At 68.9% G+C, this 12,670-nt stretch carries 12 protein-coding genes; 4 read left to right on the top strand and 8 right to left on the bottom strand.

From position 1 onward, the window contains the following. Nucleotides 1–79: 79 nt before the first annotated feature. On the bottom strand, nucleotides 80–1,663 hold the full coding sequence (locus tag ACIO3S_RS05160; protein ID WP_400460247.1) for a hypothetical protein: 1,584 nt from the start codon (nucleotides 1,661–1,663) through the stop codon (nucleotides 80–82). A gap of 157 nt (nucleotides 1,664–1,820) precedes the next feature. Beyond that, a complete protein-coding gene (locus tag ACIO3S_RS05155) occupies nucleotides 1,821–2,420 on the bottom strand; it encodes a TetR/AcrR family transcriptional regulator (RefSeq protein WP_400460245.1) in 600 nt (199 codons plus the stop codon). A gap of 49 nt (nucleotides 2,421–2,469) precedes the next feature. Here ACIO3S_RS05155 and ACIO3S_RS05150 point away from each other — a divergent pair, with 49 nt between their 5' ends. From ACIO3S_RS05150 to ACIO3S_RS05140, 3 genes are read left to right on the top strand one after another with little or no spacing between them, the layout of a single operon-like run. Continuing rightward, on the top strand, nucleotides 2,470–3,984 hold the full coding sequence (locus ACIO3S_RS05150; protein WP_400460243.1) for a flavin-containing monooxygenase: 1,515 nt from the start codon (nucleotides 2,470–2,472) through the stop codon (nucleotides 3,982–3,984). Then, nucleotides 3,981–4,817, top strand: coding sequence for an SDR family NAD(P)-dependent oxidoreductase (locus ACIO3S_RS05145; protein ID WP_350716615.1), 837 nt, complete (start codon nucleotides 3,981–3,983; stop codon nucleotides 4,815–4,817). The genes ACIO3S_RS05150 and ACIO3S_RS05145 overlap by 4 nt, the downstream gene beginning before the upstream one ends. A gap of 17 nt (nucleotides 4,818–4,834) precedes the next feature. Further along, entirely contained in the window at nucleotides 4,835–5,359 is a 525-nt protein-coding gene (locus ACIO3S_RS05140; RefSeq protein ID WP_400460241.1) for a DUF402 domain-containing protein, read from the top strand. Here the strand turns inward: ACIO3S_RS05140 and ACIO3S_RS05135 are convergent. Continuing rightward, entirely contained in the window at nucleotides 5,354–6,694 is a 1,341-nt protein-coding gene (locus ACIO3S_RS05135; protein WP_400460239.1) for a threonine/serine exporter ThrE family protein, read from the bottom strand. The two genes, ACIO3S_RS05140 and ACIO3S_RS05135, sit on opposite strands and share 6 nt — an antisense overlap. 82 nt (nucleotides 6,695–6,776) lie before the next feature. Between ACIO3S_RS05135 and ACIO3S_RS05130 the strand changes: the two genes are divergently transcribed. Continuing rightward, nucleotides 6,777–7,904, top strand: a complete 1,128-nt coding sequence (locus ACIO3S_RS05130) for a glutamate--cysteine ligase (RefSeq protein ID WP_400460237.1) — start codon at nucleotides 6,777–6,779, stop codon at nucleotides 7,902–7,904. Between the two features lie 94 nt (nucleotides 7,905–7,998). Here ACIO3S_RS05130 and ACIO3S_RS05125 read toward each other — a convergent pair whose 3' ends face one another. The 5 genes from ACIO3S_RS05125 to ACIO3S_RS05105 all read right to left on the bottom strand — a co-directional run bounded on the left by ACIO3S_RS05125 (nucleotide 7,999) and on the right by ACIO3S_RS05105 (nucleotide 12,637). Further along, complete coding sequence (locus ACIO3S_RS05125; RefSeq protein ID WP_400460235.1) at nucleotides 7,999–9,114, bottom strand: aromatic acid exporter family protein; 1,116 nt, start codon at nucleotides 9,112–9,114, stop codon at nucleotides 7,999–8,001. Nucleotides 9,115–9,242: 128 nt separating this feature from the next. Then, complete coding sequence (locus tag ACIO3S_RS05120) at nucleotides 9,243–9,893, bottom strand: HNH endonuclease family protein (protein ID WP_400460233.1); 651 nt, start codon at nucleotides 9,891–9,893, stop codon at nucleotides 9,243–9,245. Nucleotides 9,894–10,002: 109 nt separating this feature from the next. Next, the gene (locus tag ACIO3S_RS05115; protein ID WP_400460231.1) at nucleotides 10,003–10,815 is read right to left on the bottom strand and encodes an MBL fold metallo-hydrolase; all 813 of its coding nucleotides are present in this window, start codon (nucleotides 10,813–10,815) and stop codon (nucleotides 10,003–10,005) included. A gap of 18 nt (nucleotides 10,816–10,833) precedes the next feature. Next, complete coding sequence (locus tag ACIO3S_RS05110) at nucleotides 10,834–12,075, bottom strand: site-specific DNA-methyltransferase (protein ID WP_400460229.1); 1,242 nt, start codon at nucleotides 12,073–12,075, stop codon at nucleotides 10,834–10,836. 10 nt (nucleotides 12,076–12,085) lie between these two features. Beyond that, entirely contained in the window at nucleotides 12,086–12,637 is a 552-nt protein-coding gene (locus ACIO3S_RS05105; protein ID WP_400460227.1) for a hypothetical protein, read from the bottom strand. Nucleotides 12,638–12,670: the final 33 nt, after the last annotated feature.

Here is a 12,670-nt window from a genome sequence, read left to right as displayed (position 1 = left end):
GGCCGTCATCTGCATGCCGGTCCTGGGATGACCGGCTCCTGGCGATGGTCGGCACGGGCAGCGGGGGTGTAACAGCAGGTCAGCCGCGGGTCGGCGCCGGCGGCAGGTTCTTCGCGGGGTCGGGGATGACGAACACCTTGCCGATGAGGACGTCCTTCGTCGTGACCGGGACGAAGCGGATCCGCTCGTGCGCCTCACGCGTCGCGGTGAGAGTGACCCACTTGGTCCCTACCGTGGAGGAGTAGGCGTTGATGGTGCCGAAGTACGTCCCGCTGACATAGACCTTCGCCCGACCCCACCTCGGGCCGACTCGGTATTGGATCCGCAGCTTCTTGGCCGAGTAGCGATCTCTGGTACGTGCCGGCCGGTGGTAGTAGTCGTCGAGCATGCGCACCGACGTCCAGGCCTTGCCTGCCACCGCAGGACCGGCGCTCGCGGTCCAGTCACTGATCGGAATCAGCGGCGCATGCGAGCACTTCCAGCTCGTCCACGGCGAGAAGTTCCCGGCCGCGTCGAACGCCCGGACCCGGTGGCAGGTCGCCGAGCCGGCCCAGTCGACGATGACCGGCATCGACGTGCTGGTCGTCGCACCCGAGCCGCCGTCGTAATAGGAGGTCGAGCCGCCGTGCTTGGTCGCAACCTCATAGCCGGTGACCTTGACGTTGTCACTGCCTCGCCAGGACGCCTTCACGCTGTAGAAGCCGTTGCTGTTCCGGGTTGTCGGGAACGTCGGAGACAGCGAGAAGCCGGTCATCTTCGGGCGCGTGGTGTCGGAGCTCTCCACCGGGTCCGTGACCGGCCACAGCTCGCTTGGCGACCGCCAGGTGACCACCCTGCTCGACCCCAGAGGGGCCGTCGCCCGCAGCGCCCACAGGCCGACGAACCTGAACGGTCGGGAGTCGTCGGAGATCGCCCGGACCTTGATCGCGCCGGTCAGGTTGGCGGACTTCTGCAGCGTCACGACCTTGTAGCCGGACTTGCTCGCATAGCCGCTGACCGTGCCGAGCAGCGTCGAACCGACGAGGATCCGCGCCTTGCCGTACTTCGGGCCGGTGCGCACCTTCACCCGCACGCCCTTGGCGAGGTAGCTCGCGGACCGCATCGGATTGTTCGACGCCCCGTTGTTCCTCGCGTAGTAGTCGAAGACACCGTTGTCGAAGCCGTAACCCGGCTCGAACTCCTCGGTGCCGAGCGGAGCGTAGCTGCACTTCCACCCCGACCATCGGCCGACCGTCCCAGCACTGTTGACGGCCCGTACGCGGCGGCAGACCTGATCGCCGGAGTAGATGTGTCCGGCGACCGAGGTGCGCGACGCCGGGTAGTTGGCGACCGTCGACTGGTAGCCAGAACCCAAGGAGTCCATGCCGACCATCGACCCCCGCCGCTTCCCGTGCCAGGTCTGCACCTGGTACTTCGCGACGCCTGCCGTGGTCGTCGGCGTCCACCGGAAGGACGGAGTCGCGCTCCAGTGCGTGCCACGCCAGCGCATCGAAGAGGACTCGACGAACTTCGGGTACGAGGTGGAGGCGATCGACGGCGGCGCCGTATCGGCGGACGCGCTCGGGGCACTGGTTGCGACCGGGGTGAGCACAGCCGAAACCAGTGCGACCGCACCGACGAGGCGCATCTTGCGCGCACCTCGAGCGGCGGAAATCCAAGACATGGGGACTCCTCGAGTTCAACCGGCTCACGGGCACTCCCGGAGCCTGGCCAGCGGAGCATAGCGAACACCCACCGGGGTGTATGCGCACCCGTGTAACACGTCGTTCGCAGCACTACTCGCCCGTTCGGAACGACCGGATAGTGCTACGAACGACGTGTTACAGCTCGCCTGGACCCGCCCCGGGCAGCAGCTCCAGCAGCACCGGCAACGACCCCGCCAGCATCCCCAGCAGCTCCTCGCGCGACAGCCCCGCAGGATCGGCCTTCCAAGACAGCACCAGCTCCTCCGACATCGCCTGCCAGCCCCTGACGACCAAGCGGGCGGCGGGGGTGTCGACGACGAAGTCGACGTCGGCCTTGAAGATCCGGGCCCCGAGAGCGCCGAAGGCGTCGTCGTAGATCTGGCGCAGGACGGGGTCGCTGGCGGCGCCGCGGACCATCGAGACGTACCCCTCGTAGTTGGCGTCGACGAAGTCCACATAGGCCGTCATCGACGCCAGCAGGCGCTCGACCGGCTCCCCCGTCTCGGGTGGGGCGGTCTGGGCGACGAGCGCGTCGGCGGCGCGGCGCACGACCGCCTCACGGAAGGCCATCTTGTCGCCGAAGTAGTGGTAGAGCAGCCCGCGCGAGATGCCGGCCTCACGCGCGACCACGTCGATCGAGATCTCGTCGAGGGAGTGGTTCGCGAAGAGGCGAATGCCCAGATCGAGCAGCTGCTCGCGGCGTTGCTCGGGCGTCAGTCTCGTCCGTTGGCTCATGCCCACCATTCTATTGACATCTGTTCAATAGGCAAGCCATACTCGAAGTATGACCACTGCTGACCTCACCCATGTCGACCACCTGATCGTCGGTGCCGGCTTCGGAGGCCTGTGCGCGGCGATCAAGCTCGAAGAGGACGGCGAGCGCGACTTCGTCGTCATCGAGAAGGGCTCCGGCGTCGGCGGCACCTGGCGCGACAACACCTACCCCGGCGCCGCCTGCGACGTCCCCAGCCAGCTCTACAGCTACTCCTTCGCACTCAACCCCGACTGGTCGATGAGCTTCTCGCCCCAGCCGGAGATCGAGGCGTACATCAAGAAGGTCGCCGAGCTGTCCGGCACGCTGGACCGCTTCGTCTTCGACACTGCGATGACCGCCGCGACCTGGGACGAGACCCGGCAGCGCTGGCTCGTCGAGACCGAGGGCAAGGCCGGGAAGAAGACGTACGCAGCGACCACCGTCATCGCCGGCCCCGGCGCGCTCTCCGAGCCCAAGCTCCCGGACATCGCGGGCATCGACACCTTCCAGGGCGAGATCTTCCACTCCGCTCAGTGGAACCACGACGTCGACCTCACCGGGAAGCGCATCGCGGTGATCGGCACCGGCGCCAGCGCGATCCAGATCGTCCCGGAGATCCAGAAGAAGGCCGCCCGCCTCGACGTCTACCAGCGCACCGCACCGTGGGTCCTCCCCCGCAACGAGCACCGCTACTCCAAGCTCGAGAAGGCCGCCTTCCGCCACGTCCCGGGCGTCCAGCGGCTCGCCCGCGCGGCGGTCTACTGGGGCCTCGAGGTCCGCGTCCTCGGCCTCGCCGTGCAGCCCAAGCTGACCCTGGCCCACGAGCTGATGGCGAAGAACAACATCCGCCGCGGCATCAAGGACCCCGAGCTCCGCCGCAAGGTCACTCCCGACTACACGCTCGGCTGCAAGCGCACGCTGATCTCCAACGCCTACTACCCGGCGCTGGCCGCCGACAACGTCGACCTGATCACCGACGGCATCGCCCGAGTGAGCGAGAACGCGATCGTCGCCAAGGACGGCACCAGCCGCGAGATCGACGTCCTCGTCGTGGCCACCGGCTTCTACACCACCGACCTCCCGATCGCCCACGCGATCACCGGCAACAAGGGCCGCACCATGGCCGAGCGGTTCGTGGAGACCGGGATGAGCGCCTACAAGGGCACCACTGTTCCGGAGTTCCCCAACCTCTTCTTCGTGGTCGGCCCCAACACCGGCCTGGGCCACTCCTCGATGGTCTACATGATCGAGTCGCAGGTGGCGTACATCCGCGACGCGATCCGCACCATGCGCACCAACTCCTACGCGACCGTCGAACCCACCGAGGACGCCACCTCCGCCTGGAACGACGACCTGCAGCGCAAGATGGACAACACCGTCTGGTCCGAGGGCGGCTGCGCGTCGTGGTACCTCGACGAGCACGGCCGCAACACCACCCTGTGGCCGAGCTTCACCTTCCTGTTCCGTCACCTGACCAGCAAGTTCGACGTCGACAAGTACGCCGTCACCGCCGCCACCACGACCAAGGAGAGTGTCCCCGCATGAAGTCCTTCGACGACAAGGTAGTCGTACTCACCGGAGCCGGCTCCGGGATCGGCCGCGCCCTCGCGGTCAACCTCGCCGGCCGCGGCGCCCGGCTGGCGCTCTCCGACGTCAACGAGGCCGGTCTGGCCGAGACCGTCGAGCTCGCCAAGCAGGCCGGAGCCCGCGAGATCAAGGAGGACAGGCTCGACGTCGCCGACCGCGAGGCCTTCAAGACGTACGCCGAGGGCGTCATCGCCCACTTCGGCCAGGTCAACGTGGTGATCAACAACGCCGGCGTAGCGCTGTCGGGTCGGGTCAACGACCTCGACTGGGAGGACATCGACTGGATCATGGGCATCGACTGGTGGGGCGTCGTGCACGGCACGAAGTTCTTCCTGCCGGCCCTGATCGAGTCCGGCGACGCGCACATCGTGAACATCTCCTCGCTGTTCGGGCTGGTCTCGATGCCCGACCAGGCCTTCTACAACGCGGCGAAGTACGCCGTGCGCGGCTTCACCGAGGCGCTGCGCGAGGAGATGCTGATCGACGGTCACAACGTCGGCGTCACCTCGGTCCACCCCGGTGGCATCAAGACCGCGGTCGCCCGCAGCGCCCGCGTCTCGGCCAAGGACGACCAGGCCGCGACCGCGAAGTTCTTCGACGAGAAGCTCGCCAAGATGGAGCCGGCGCGCGCCGCGGAGATCATCGTCAAGGGCATCGAGAAGAAGCAGGCCCGCGTGCTGGTCGGCCTCGACGCCCACGTGATCCACAACTTCGGCAAGTTCACCGGCTCGCGCTACCAGGACCTCATCGCGATGGGGGCCAAGTATGTGATGCCGAAGAAGAACGGCTGATCCCTAGACTGAGCGCCATGCGCTTCGAGGCCGGTCACCCTGTTCGTGTCGAGTTCACGAAGTGGGGTGGCCGGCCTCATTGGTCCTTCACGGGCCTCTACCTCGGCGAGGACGAGCACGGCGAGTGGATCGGCCACCCGATCGGCACCGAATTCGCCCGTCCCGGTCATGGCTGGGTCGCCGACTGGGAGTCGGTCAGCCTGGTCCCCCACCACGACGCGGCCCACTTCCCCGCCTTCAACCGGCCCAACAACCGGGTGAGCTCGCAGATATATGTCGACATGTGCACCCCGCCGGTGTGGCAGGACTCGACAGTCACCTGCATCGACCTGGACCTCGACGTGGTCAAGAAGTTCGACGGCTCGGTCTACATCGACGACGAGGACGAGTTCGAGCACCACCAGCTCGAGTACGGCTATCCGCCCGAGATCATCTCGATGACCGAGGACTCCGCCGAGCGCGTCTTCCTCGCGGTCAAGGAGAGCCAGGCGCCGTACGACACGACGCCCGAGCGCTGGTTCGAGGTGCTGAGCGGCCTATGAGTCGGTGTCCGCGACAGGCACCGGGGCTCGATCCTTCCGCAGCGGACCGACCAGGCGCGGCCCGGACAGGCGCGTCTCGATCCGCCACGACCGGCGACTGAGCGGCTGGGCGATGTATTCGCCCAGGTAGACGCCGGAGGCGAGAGCGAGCGCGACCGAGGCTGCGGTGAAGAGGGCGACCAGGCCGACCGAGGTGGTCGCGGGCGTCTCCTGGGCGAGCATCGTGAGACCGCGGTAGATCGAGTAGCCGGGCAGGAACGGCACCACCGACGAGACCACGACGACCAGCGGCGGCACCTTCAGCCGGGTGGCGACCGAGTAGGCGACCAGACCGATGAAGAGGGCCGCCACCGCCACCCGCCAGGTACGCCCGACGTCGCCGGGTACGACGATCGACAGGATCACGGCGACGCCGGCGATGACGGCGATCGGGAGCAGCGTCCGCTTGGGCGCGTACGCCGCGTAGGCGAAGGCCGCGGCGCCGACAGCACCACCCGCGGTGGCGAGCGTGATCGACTGCAGCGACGTGGTGCCGCCCGAGACCGCACCGTCGATCGGCACCCCGACCGCGCCCGCGAAGACCAGACCGCCGGTGACCCCGGCGATGATGCCGGCCGTGGAGACAAGGGCCTCCATGATCCGGGCGCTGGCGGTGACGTGGAATCCGGTCAGGGCGTCCTGGAGGGCACCCATGAAACTGATCCCGGCCAGCATCACCGTGATGTTGGCGGCGATCGAGGTGGAGACGTCGAGATCCAGCGGCAGCGCCGCGGCGATGACCGCGAGCAGCGTGGCCAGACCCGCGCCGGCGACCTGCAGGTAGAAGAGCGGCAGCCGCCAGCGGCGGTGGAGGAAGTGCTGCAGCTGGTCGATCGCGGCACCGGAGATGAAGGCGAGGATGACGACTCGGAGCTCACCGCCGACGTAGACGGTGAACGCGGCCGCCATGATCGCCATGCCGAGCGTCACCGCCCAGCGTGGCCGGCGGTGACCGCCGGAGATGATCCGGCCGAGCGCGATCCGGGCGCCCTGGAGGTCGACCTCGTCGTGTACGACCTGACGGACCAGGTGGTCGACGGCGGTCAGGTGGTCGTAGTCGATGGTGCGGTTCTTGACCTGGCGGGTGGTGTGGATCGGGATGGCCTCGGGATCGGCCTGATAGCTCATCGAGAGGCTGGTGTAGGTGACGTCGACCTCGGCGCCGCGGAGGCCCAGATGTTGGGCGAGCGACCTCATCGTCGCGGTCACGTCAGCGGCCCCGGCGCCGGTCGAGATCAGCAGCTCACCGACGCGGAGGCAGAAGTCCAGAGTCAGGTTCACCTCACGCGCGTCCACCGTCACAGGGTGCCATCGGGCCGGTGAACGACAGGCATTCACGATGCTCGACAAACGGGCCCGTGCAAGGAACGCTCGTTACATGCGGATCGACTTCCATCCCTCCCCCCGGCCGACGCTCGGCGTCGAGTGGGAGCTCGCGCTCGTCGACCGCGAGACCCGGGACCTGGTCAACGTCGCGGACCACATCTTCGCCCGGGCCAAGGCACGGGTTCCCCACCCCGGGCGGATCCACAAAGAGCTGCTGCGCAACACCGTCGAGGTCGTCACCGGGGTCTGCGAAACGGTCGAGGAGGCCATGGACCAGATCCGCGAGACGACCACCGGTGTGGTCCGCGCCGGTGACGATCTCGGCGTGGATCTCTTCGGCGCCGGCACCCACCCGTTCGCGTCCTGGACCAGGCAGGAGCTGTCCGCGGGGCATCGCTACCAGGAGCTGATCAACCGCACCCAGTGGTGGGGCCGGCAGATGCTGATCTGGGGCGTCCACGTGCACGTCGGGATGCCGGAGCGTGACCGGCTGCTCCCGGTCCTCAACGGGCTGCTGACCTACTACCCCCACTTCCAGGCGCTGTCGGCCTCGTCACCGATCTGGGCGGGCATGGACACCGGCTACGCCTCCAACCGGGCGCTGATGTTCCAGCAGCTGCCGACCGCCGGGCTGCCGTTCCAGTTCTCGACGTGGCAGGAGTTCGAGGCGTACGTCTCGGACCAGACGGTCACCGGCGTGATCGAGGACATCAGCGAGATCCGCTGGGACATCCGGCCCTCGCCCCGGATCGGCACCATCGAGAACCGGATCTGCGACGGGGTCTCCACGATCCAGGAGCTGGCCGCGATCGCCGCGCTGGCGCACTGTCTCTGTGTCGACCTGGACTCCCGGGTGGCGGCCGGGGAGCCGGTGGCGACGATGCCGCCGTGGCACGTCCAGGAGAACAAGTGGCGCGCCGCGCGCTACGGCCTGGACGCGATCGTGATCCTCAACGACGCCTCCGAGGAGCGGCTGGTCACCGACGACCTCGCGGACCTGCTGGTGCGCCTGGAGCCGGTGGCCGCGCGCCTGGGTTGCGAGAAGGAGCTCGCCGGGGTGCACGACATCATCCACAAAGGTGCTTCCTACCAGCGACAACGGGCCATCGCGGCGTCCACCGAGGGCGACCTGGTCGCGGTCGTCGACTCGGTCGTACGCGACCTGCGCGGGTCGCTCTAGCGGGATGCTGACCGAGGTACCTCGGTCAGCCGTCGCTTCCCTCGTGGAGTTCCCCGAAGTCAGTACGCGTTCGCCGAGTTACCTCGGTGAGCATTCAGCGAGGCGGTAACGGCGGCAGGGCGTCGGTCGCCTCGAACTGCCCCATCCCGGTGACCCCGAGCAGGTCGACGATGATCGACCTGATCTGGACGAGGATGACCTCGGCGTTGAGCGATTCCGTACGCTCCACCTCGGCCGAGTGCTCGCCGACGGCGAGCAGCACCGACCTGGCCTCCCCACTCAGTCCGTCCGGGCCGAGGCCCGCGGCGAGCTCGGCCTCGACGACATCGACGGCGTCGGCGAGCCCGAAGGCCAGCTGGTAGTAGCTCTCCGGCACCACGTCCCCGCGGTAGGCCGACACCGCCGCCCTCCGCACCAGCACCCGGGTGCTGCGCAGGGCACGGTCGAGCGGCTCGACGAGCTCGGCCATCCGATGCACGTGGCTGCGATGTCGGAACCGGAACGGCGAGACGGCCAGCACCGACATGCCCTCGTCGGAGGCGTCCTGCAGCTCCCGGATCAGCGGGTCGGTGGCGCGCGCGTCGGCGAGCACCTTGAGCCCGTGGACCGCGTCCGCGTCGAGCATCACCTGGCCGGCGGCGCGCAGCAGCGAGGCGATCTTCTTGGCGACCACGGCCGCCTGCTCACCGGGCCGCCGCAGCGGCGCGGCGGGCACGATCGAGGCCGCGACCAGCGCGACCGCACCGCCGATGAGCGCGTCGGTCCAGCGCGTGAACGCCGCGCCGGGCGTCGGCAGCAGCCCCATCACGAAGATGGACTGCACCGCGGCCTGGTTGCGGAAGACCTGGCCCGAGGAGATGAAGATCCCCACCGCCATGGCCATCGCGACCACCAGGGTCATCTGCCAGGCGCCCTCGCCGATGACCTGCACCACGACGTCGCCCAGGAACACCCCGAGCGCGACCCCGATGGTCACTTCGGTCACTCGCCTCAGCCGCTGGCCGTAGGAGGTGCCGAGGCTGACCACCGCCGCGATCGGCGCGAAGACGGGTTGGGCGTGGCCGAGCAGAGTGGCCGCGATGAACCAGGCCACCCCGGCCGCCCCAGCGGCCTGCAGCACGTGCCACCGCTTCGACTTCAATCGCGCCAGTCGGCGACGTACGTCGGAATTCACCTGCTCACGGGTGACTCGCGGAGCAGAGAACGCCATGCCGCAGATCCTAAGGCAGCCGAGTCCTCAGTTGTGGCGGCCGAATCGGTCGTACTGGCGAATGAGATCGGGATCTCGGCCGCCATTTCTACGGATTCGGCCGCCACTTCTGCGGACTCGGCGCGGGGTCAGCGGGCGAGGGTCACCGAGACAGCCTGGCTGCCGCAGCCGTTGGCGGAGGTGAGGTTGGTGAGGGCGGACTTCTCGGTGCTGTCGACGGAGAGGCGCCAGCGGATCTTCACCGAGACGTACTCCTTCAGGTAGCGGCACTTCTGCAGGTCGGGCATCCACTCGGCCGGGTCGGCGTCGGACTTCTCCTGGTTCTCGTTGTCGGTGACGCCGACGAGGGAGCCGTAGTAGCCGAGGTCGTTGGCGTAGTTCTTGCGCTCGGTCGAGGTCCAGGTGCGGGCGCCGGAGTCCCAGGCCTCGGCGAGCGGGACCATGTGGTCGATGTCGATGTCGCTGGTGAGGGTCCAGGACAGTCCGTCGTAGTAGGAGTACCAGCGGCCGCCCGACAGCGAGCAGCTGGAGCTGACCGTGGGGGCCTCCTCGGCCTCCGCGATCAGCACCTCGTTGCGGGTGTTGCAGCCGTCGCCGTCGGCGTCGATCCAGTGCTGGAAGAGGTCACGGCTGTAGCCGGTGCGGTTCTCTGCCGCGACCGGGAGGTCGCCGATGGCGGTCGAGAGCGGCTGGGAGTAGGTCTCGGCGTGTGCTGCCGCCGGAACGGTGAGCGGCACGAGCGCGCCGCAGGCGAGGATGAACAGGCCACGGAGTTTCATGGGGGTCTCCCGAGGTGAGGTGTTCGGTCGCCCCCAGACGATGCCGCGTTTTACGCGCCCCGTGTAACTCGGTTACCAGATGTTTCGAGAAGTTCACCCAGTGGCGCGATCACGCCGAGATGAACGGCTCCGTCAGATGCGGCGTCGCCAGGTGAAGCGTGGTGGCGGTTTCGCGGTTGAGCATGCGCTCCCTCGAGCGCCTGGCCGCCTCAGGGTCGATCTCGTTCGAGTAGGCGAGCTCGGGGTGCAGCAGTTGCAGCGCGTGCACCAGGAGGTCTCCGGTGACGAGCACCAGCTCGCGCCCCTCGGCAACCAGCACGCTCTGATGCCCGGGCGTGTGACCGGGCGTGGCGACCGTACGCCCGGCGCGCAGGGGCGTGTCGCCGTCGAGAAGCCGGAGCCGGCCGGCCGCCGCGAGCGGGTCGGTGAGGGTCTCGCGAAGCCGGGGGTTGAGCGCGTCGAGGGCGTCGTACTCGGCCCGCTGGAGCAGGTATTCAGCGTTCGGGAAATAGGGGCGGCGGCCGCTGGCCTCGGTCACGACCGCCCAGCCGACGTGGTCGGTGTGCAGATGGGTGAGCACGACCGTGTCGACCTCGGCCGGGTCGATGCCCGCGGCGTCGAGCGACCGGGGAAGCACACCGGGCACGGGCGCCCACGAGGCAGCCGGGCTGTCCGCTGGACCGATCCCTGCGTCCACGACGGTGAGGCCCTTGTCGCTGCGGATCGCATAGGCACGGAACTGGAGCCGCCAGCGTCCCTCGGCGTCGACCGCGCCCGGATCGTAGCGGTCGACCTCGGCCCATTGATCGGCCGTGGCCTCAGGGAAGGCATCGGCGCGCGGGGAGAAGAACGGGCCCTCGCCGTCGGCGAGGGCGATGATCTCGGTCGAGCCGATCCGGAGGCGGGGGACGCTGAGAGCCATGGTCGCGATCCTGCCCTCCTACGCGCCCCGCGTCACGCCAGATATTTCGAGAAGTTCACCCATGTCGCGTTCGACCAACCCCTCCGCGCCGCCGTTCCCGTGGGCCGCGACCACGGCCCGCAGGCGCGCGCGGGTGATGTCGGAGACGTACGCCATCTCGGCCTTGGCCGCGTTCGAGCCGGGCCGGGTGGTCTCGGCGATCTGGACGGACCAGCACGTACGCCGCGCCCCGTCCTCCACGTTGGCCAGCGCGACCGCGTGGCCAGTGGTGCCGGAGCCGGCGAAGAAGTCGAGGACCCGCGCGTCGGCCGGCATCGTGGCCAGGATCCGCCGGATCAGGCCGGTCGGCTTCGGCGACTCGAACAGCGGCCCCACCAGCGACTTCAGCTCCGCGACGGCGGTGTCGGTCGAGCCGATCTCCTCGGCCATCCAGATCGTGGTGAGCTTCTTCCGCCTCGCGTCACCGGAGGCGTCTCGGGAGAGCCAGTCGCGCTGATAGACGTCGACCCGCTCCCCCAGCTTCCCGCGTACCCGACGGCACATCAGGTCGTCGGGACGGGCCGCGATCAGCGGGGCGCTCCACCGCCAGACCGCGGGACGGCCGTCACCGAAGACCGGCCAGATCTCCTGCCCGCCCTCGAACGGCTCGATCCCGACCCGACCGGTCTCCGGGTCGCCCCATACCGGGAAGTGGAGCGTCCTGGCGGTTGCCGGGTTGAACTTCTTGTTGGTGTTGCGCAGCGGCAGCCGCCGGTAGTGGCGCCCGTCGTCGGTGACCAGCGGGAAGTCCTGCTCGTTGACGGCCTCGGGGATGCTCGACTCCAGCGCACAGGCCCGGGCGTCCTTGGCGTAGACCAGCAGATACTCGTGGGACGTCGCGAACCCGTTGCCGAGCTGGCGGCCCTTGGGGTTGAGGTTGACCACGATCTGCGCGAGCTGGTTGCGCTCCTCGAAGACCTCGTCCATCAGGACCTTGAGGTGGGCGGCCTCGTTGTCGTCGATGGAGACGTAGATCGCCGCGCGCTCCGACATCACGGTGCGCGCCGCCTGCAGCCGGGGCCTCATCATCGCGACCCAGGCCTCGTGGCGACCGGCCCGACGGCCGTCCTCACCGCGCCGGTCGTCGTGGTAGGCGAAGAGACTGCCGGTGTTGTAGGGCGGGTCGATGTAGATCAGGTCGAACTTCTCCCCCGCGACCGAGAGCGCCCGAAGAACGTCGAGGTTGTCGCCCTCGACGAAGGTGTTCCACGGCTCCCCCACGCGGGGAACGTTAGCCGACGGGCAGGTCGGTGCTCAGCAACGCGACCGATCGCTCGGCGACCAGGCACTGGATCTTGGTGCTCTTCGGCGGCGTGACGCTCAGGACCACGTCATCGCCGGTCGTCCCGGCCGTGATCGTCGCCGGGTCCGGGGCCTCGCAGCCGTCGTAGACCGTCTGGGCGTAGAGCCGCTGGCCCGCCGGGACGTGGGCGAGCAGCCTGGTCGCCTCGGTGGTGAAGGACGCCTGCAGCGAGGTGCCGAGGGTGGCTGCGTACGCCTTGATCGCAGCCTCGTCCGGGAGGGGCGTCGCGGTCTTCTCCAGGTCGCCCTCGGCCGCGCCGCCGGCGGAGACCAGGCCGCGTACGGGCTTCTCCGAGCTCGGCGGGCGGGACGGCTCGGGCTGGGGCTTCGGCTTGGCCGAACCAGTTGGGGACAGTGGGGTGCCGGAAGGCGAGGCCGACGGGCTCGTGCCCGGGTCGGTCGCTTCCTCGGCGGTGCCGCAGGCGGAGACCAGGAGCGCCGTCGCAGCGAGTGCGAGTGGGAGAAGACGCGTGGGGTGCATATTTCACATACTCCCCACGGCACCCGGCTGTTG

The sequence above is a fragment of the Nocardioides sp. NPDC087217 genome (assembly GCF_044744805.1).
GTDB lineage: Bacteria > Actinomycetota > Actinomycetes > Propionibacteriales > Nocardioidaceae > Nocardioides.
This window is presented reverse-complemented; position numbering and strand designations above follow the sequence as displayed.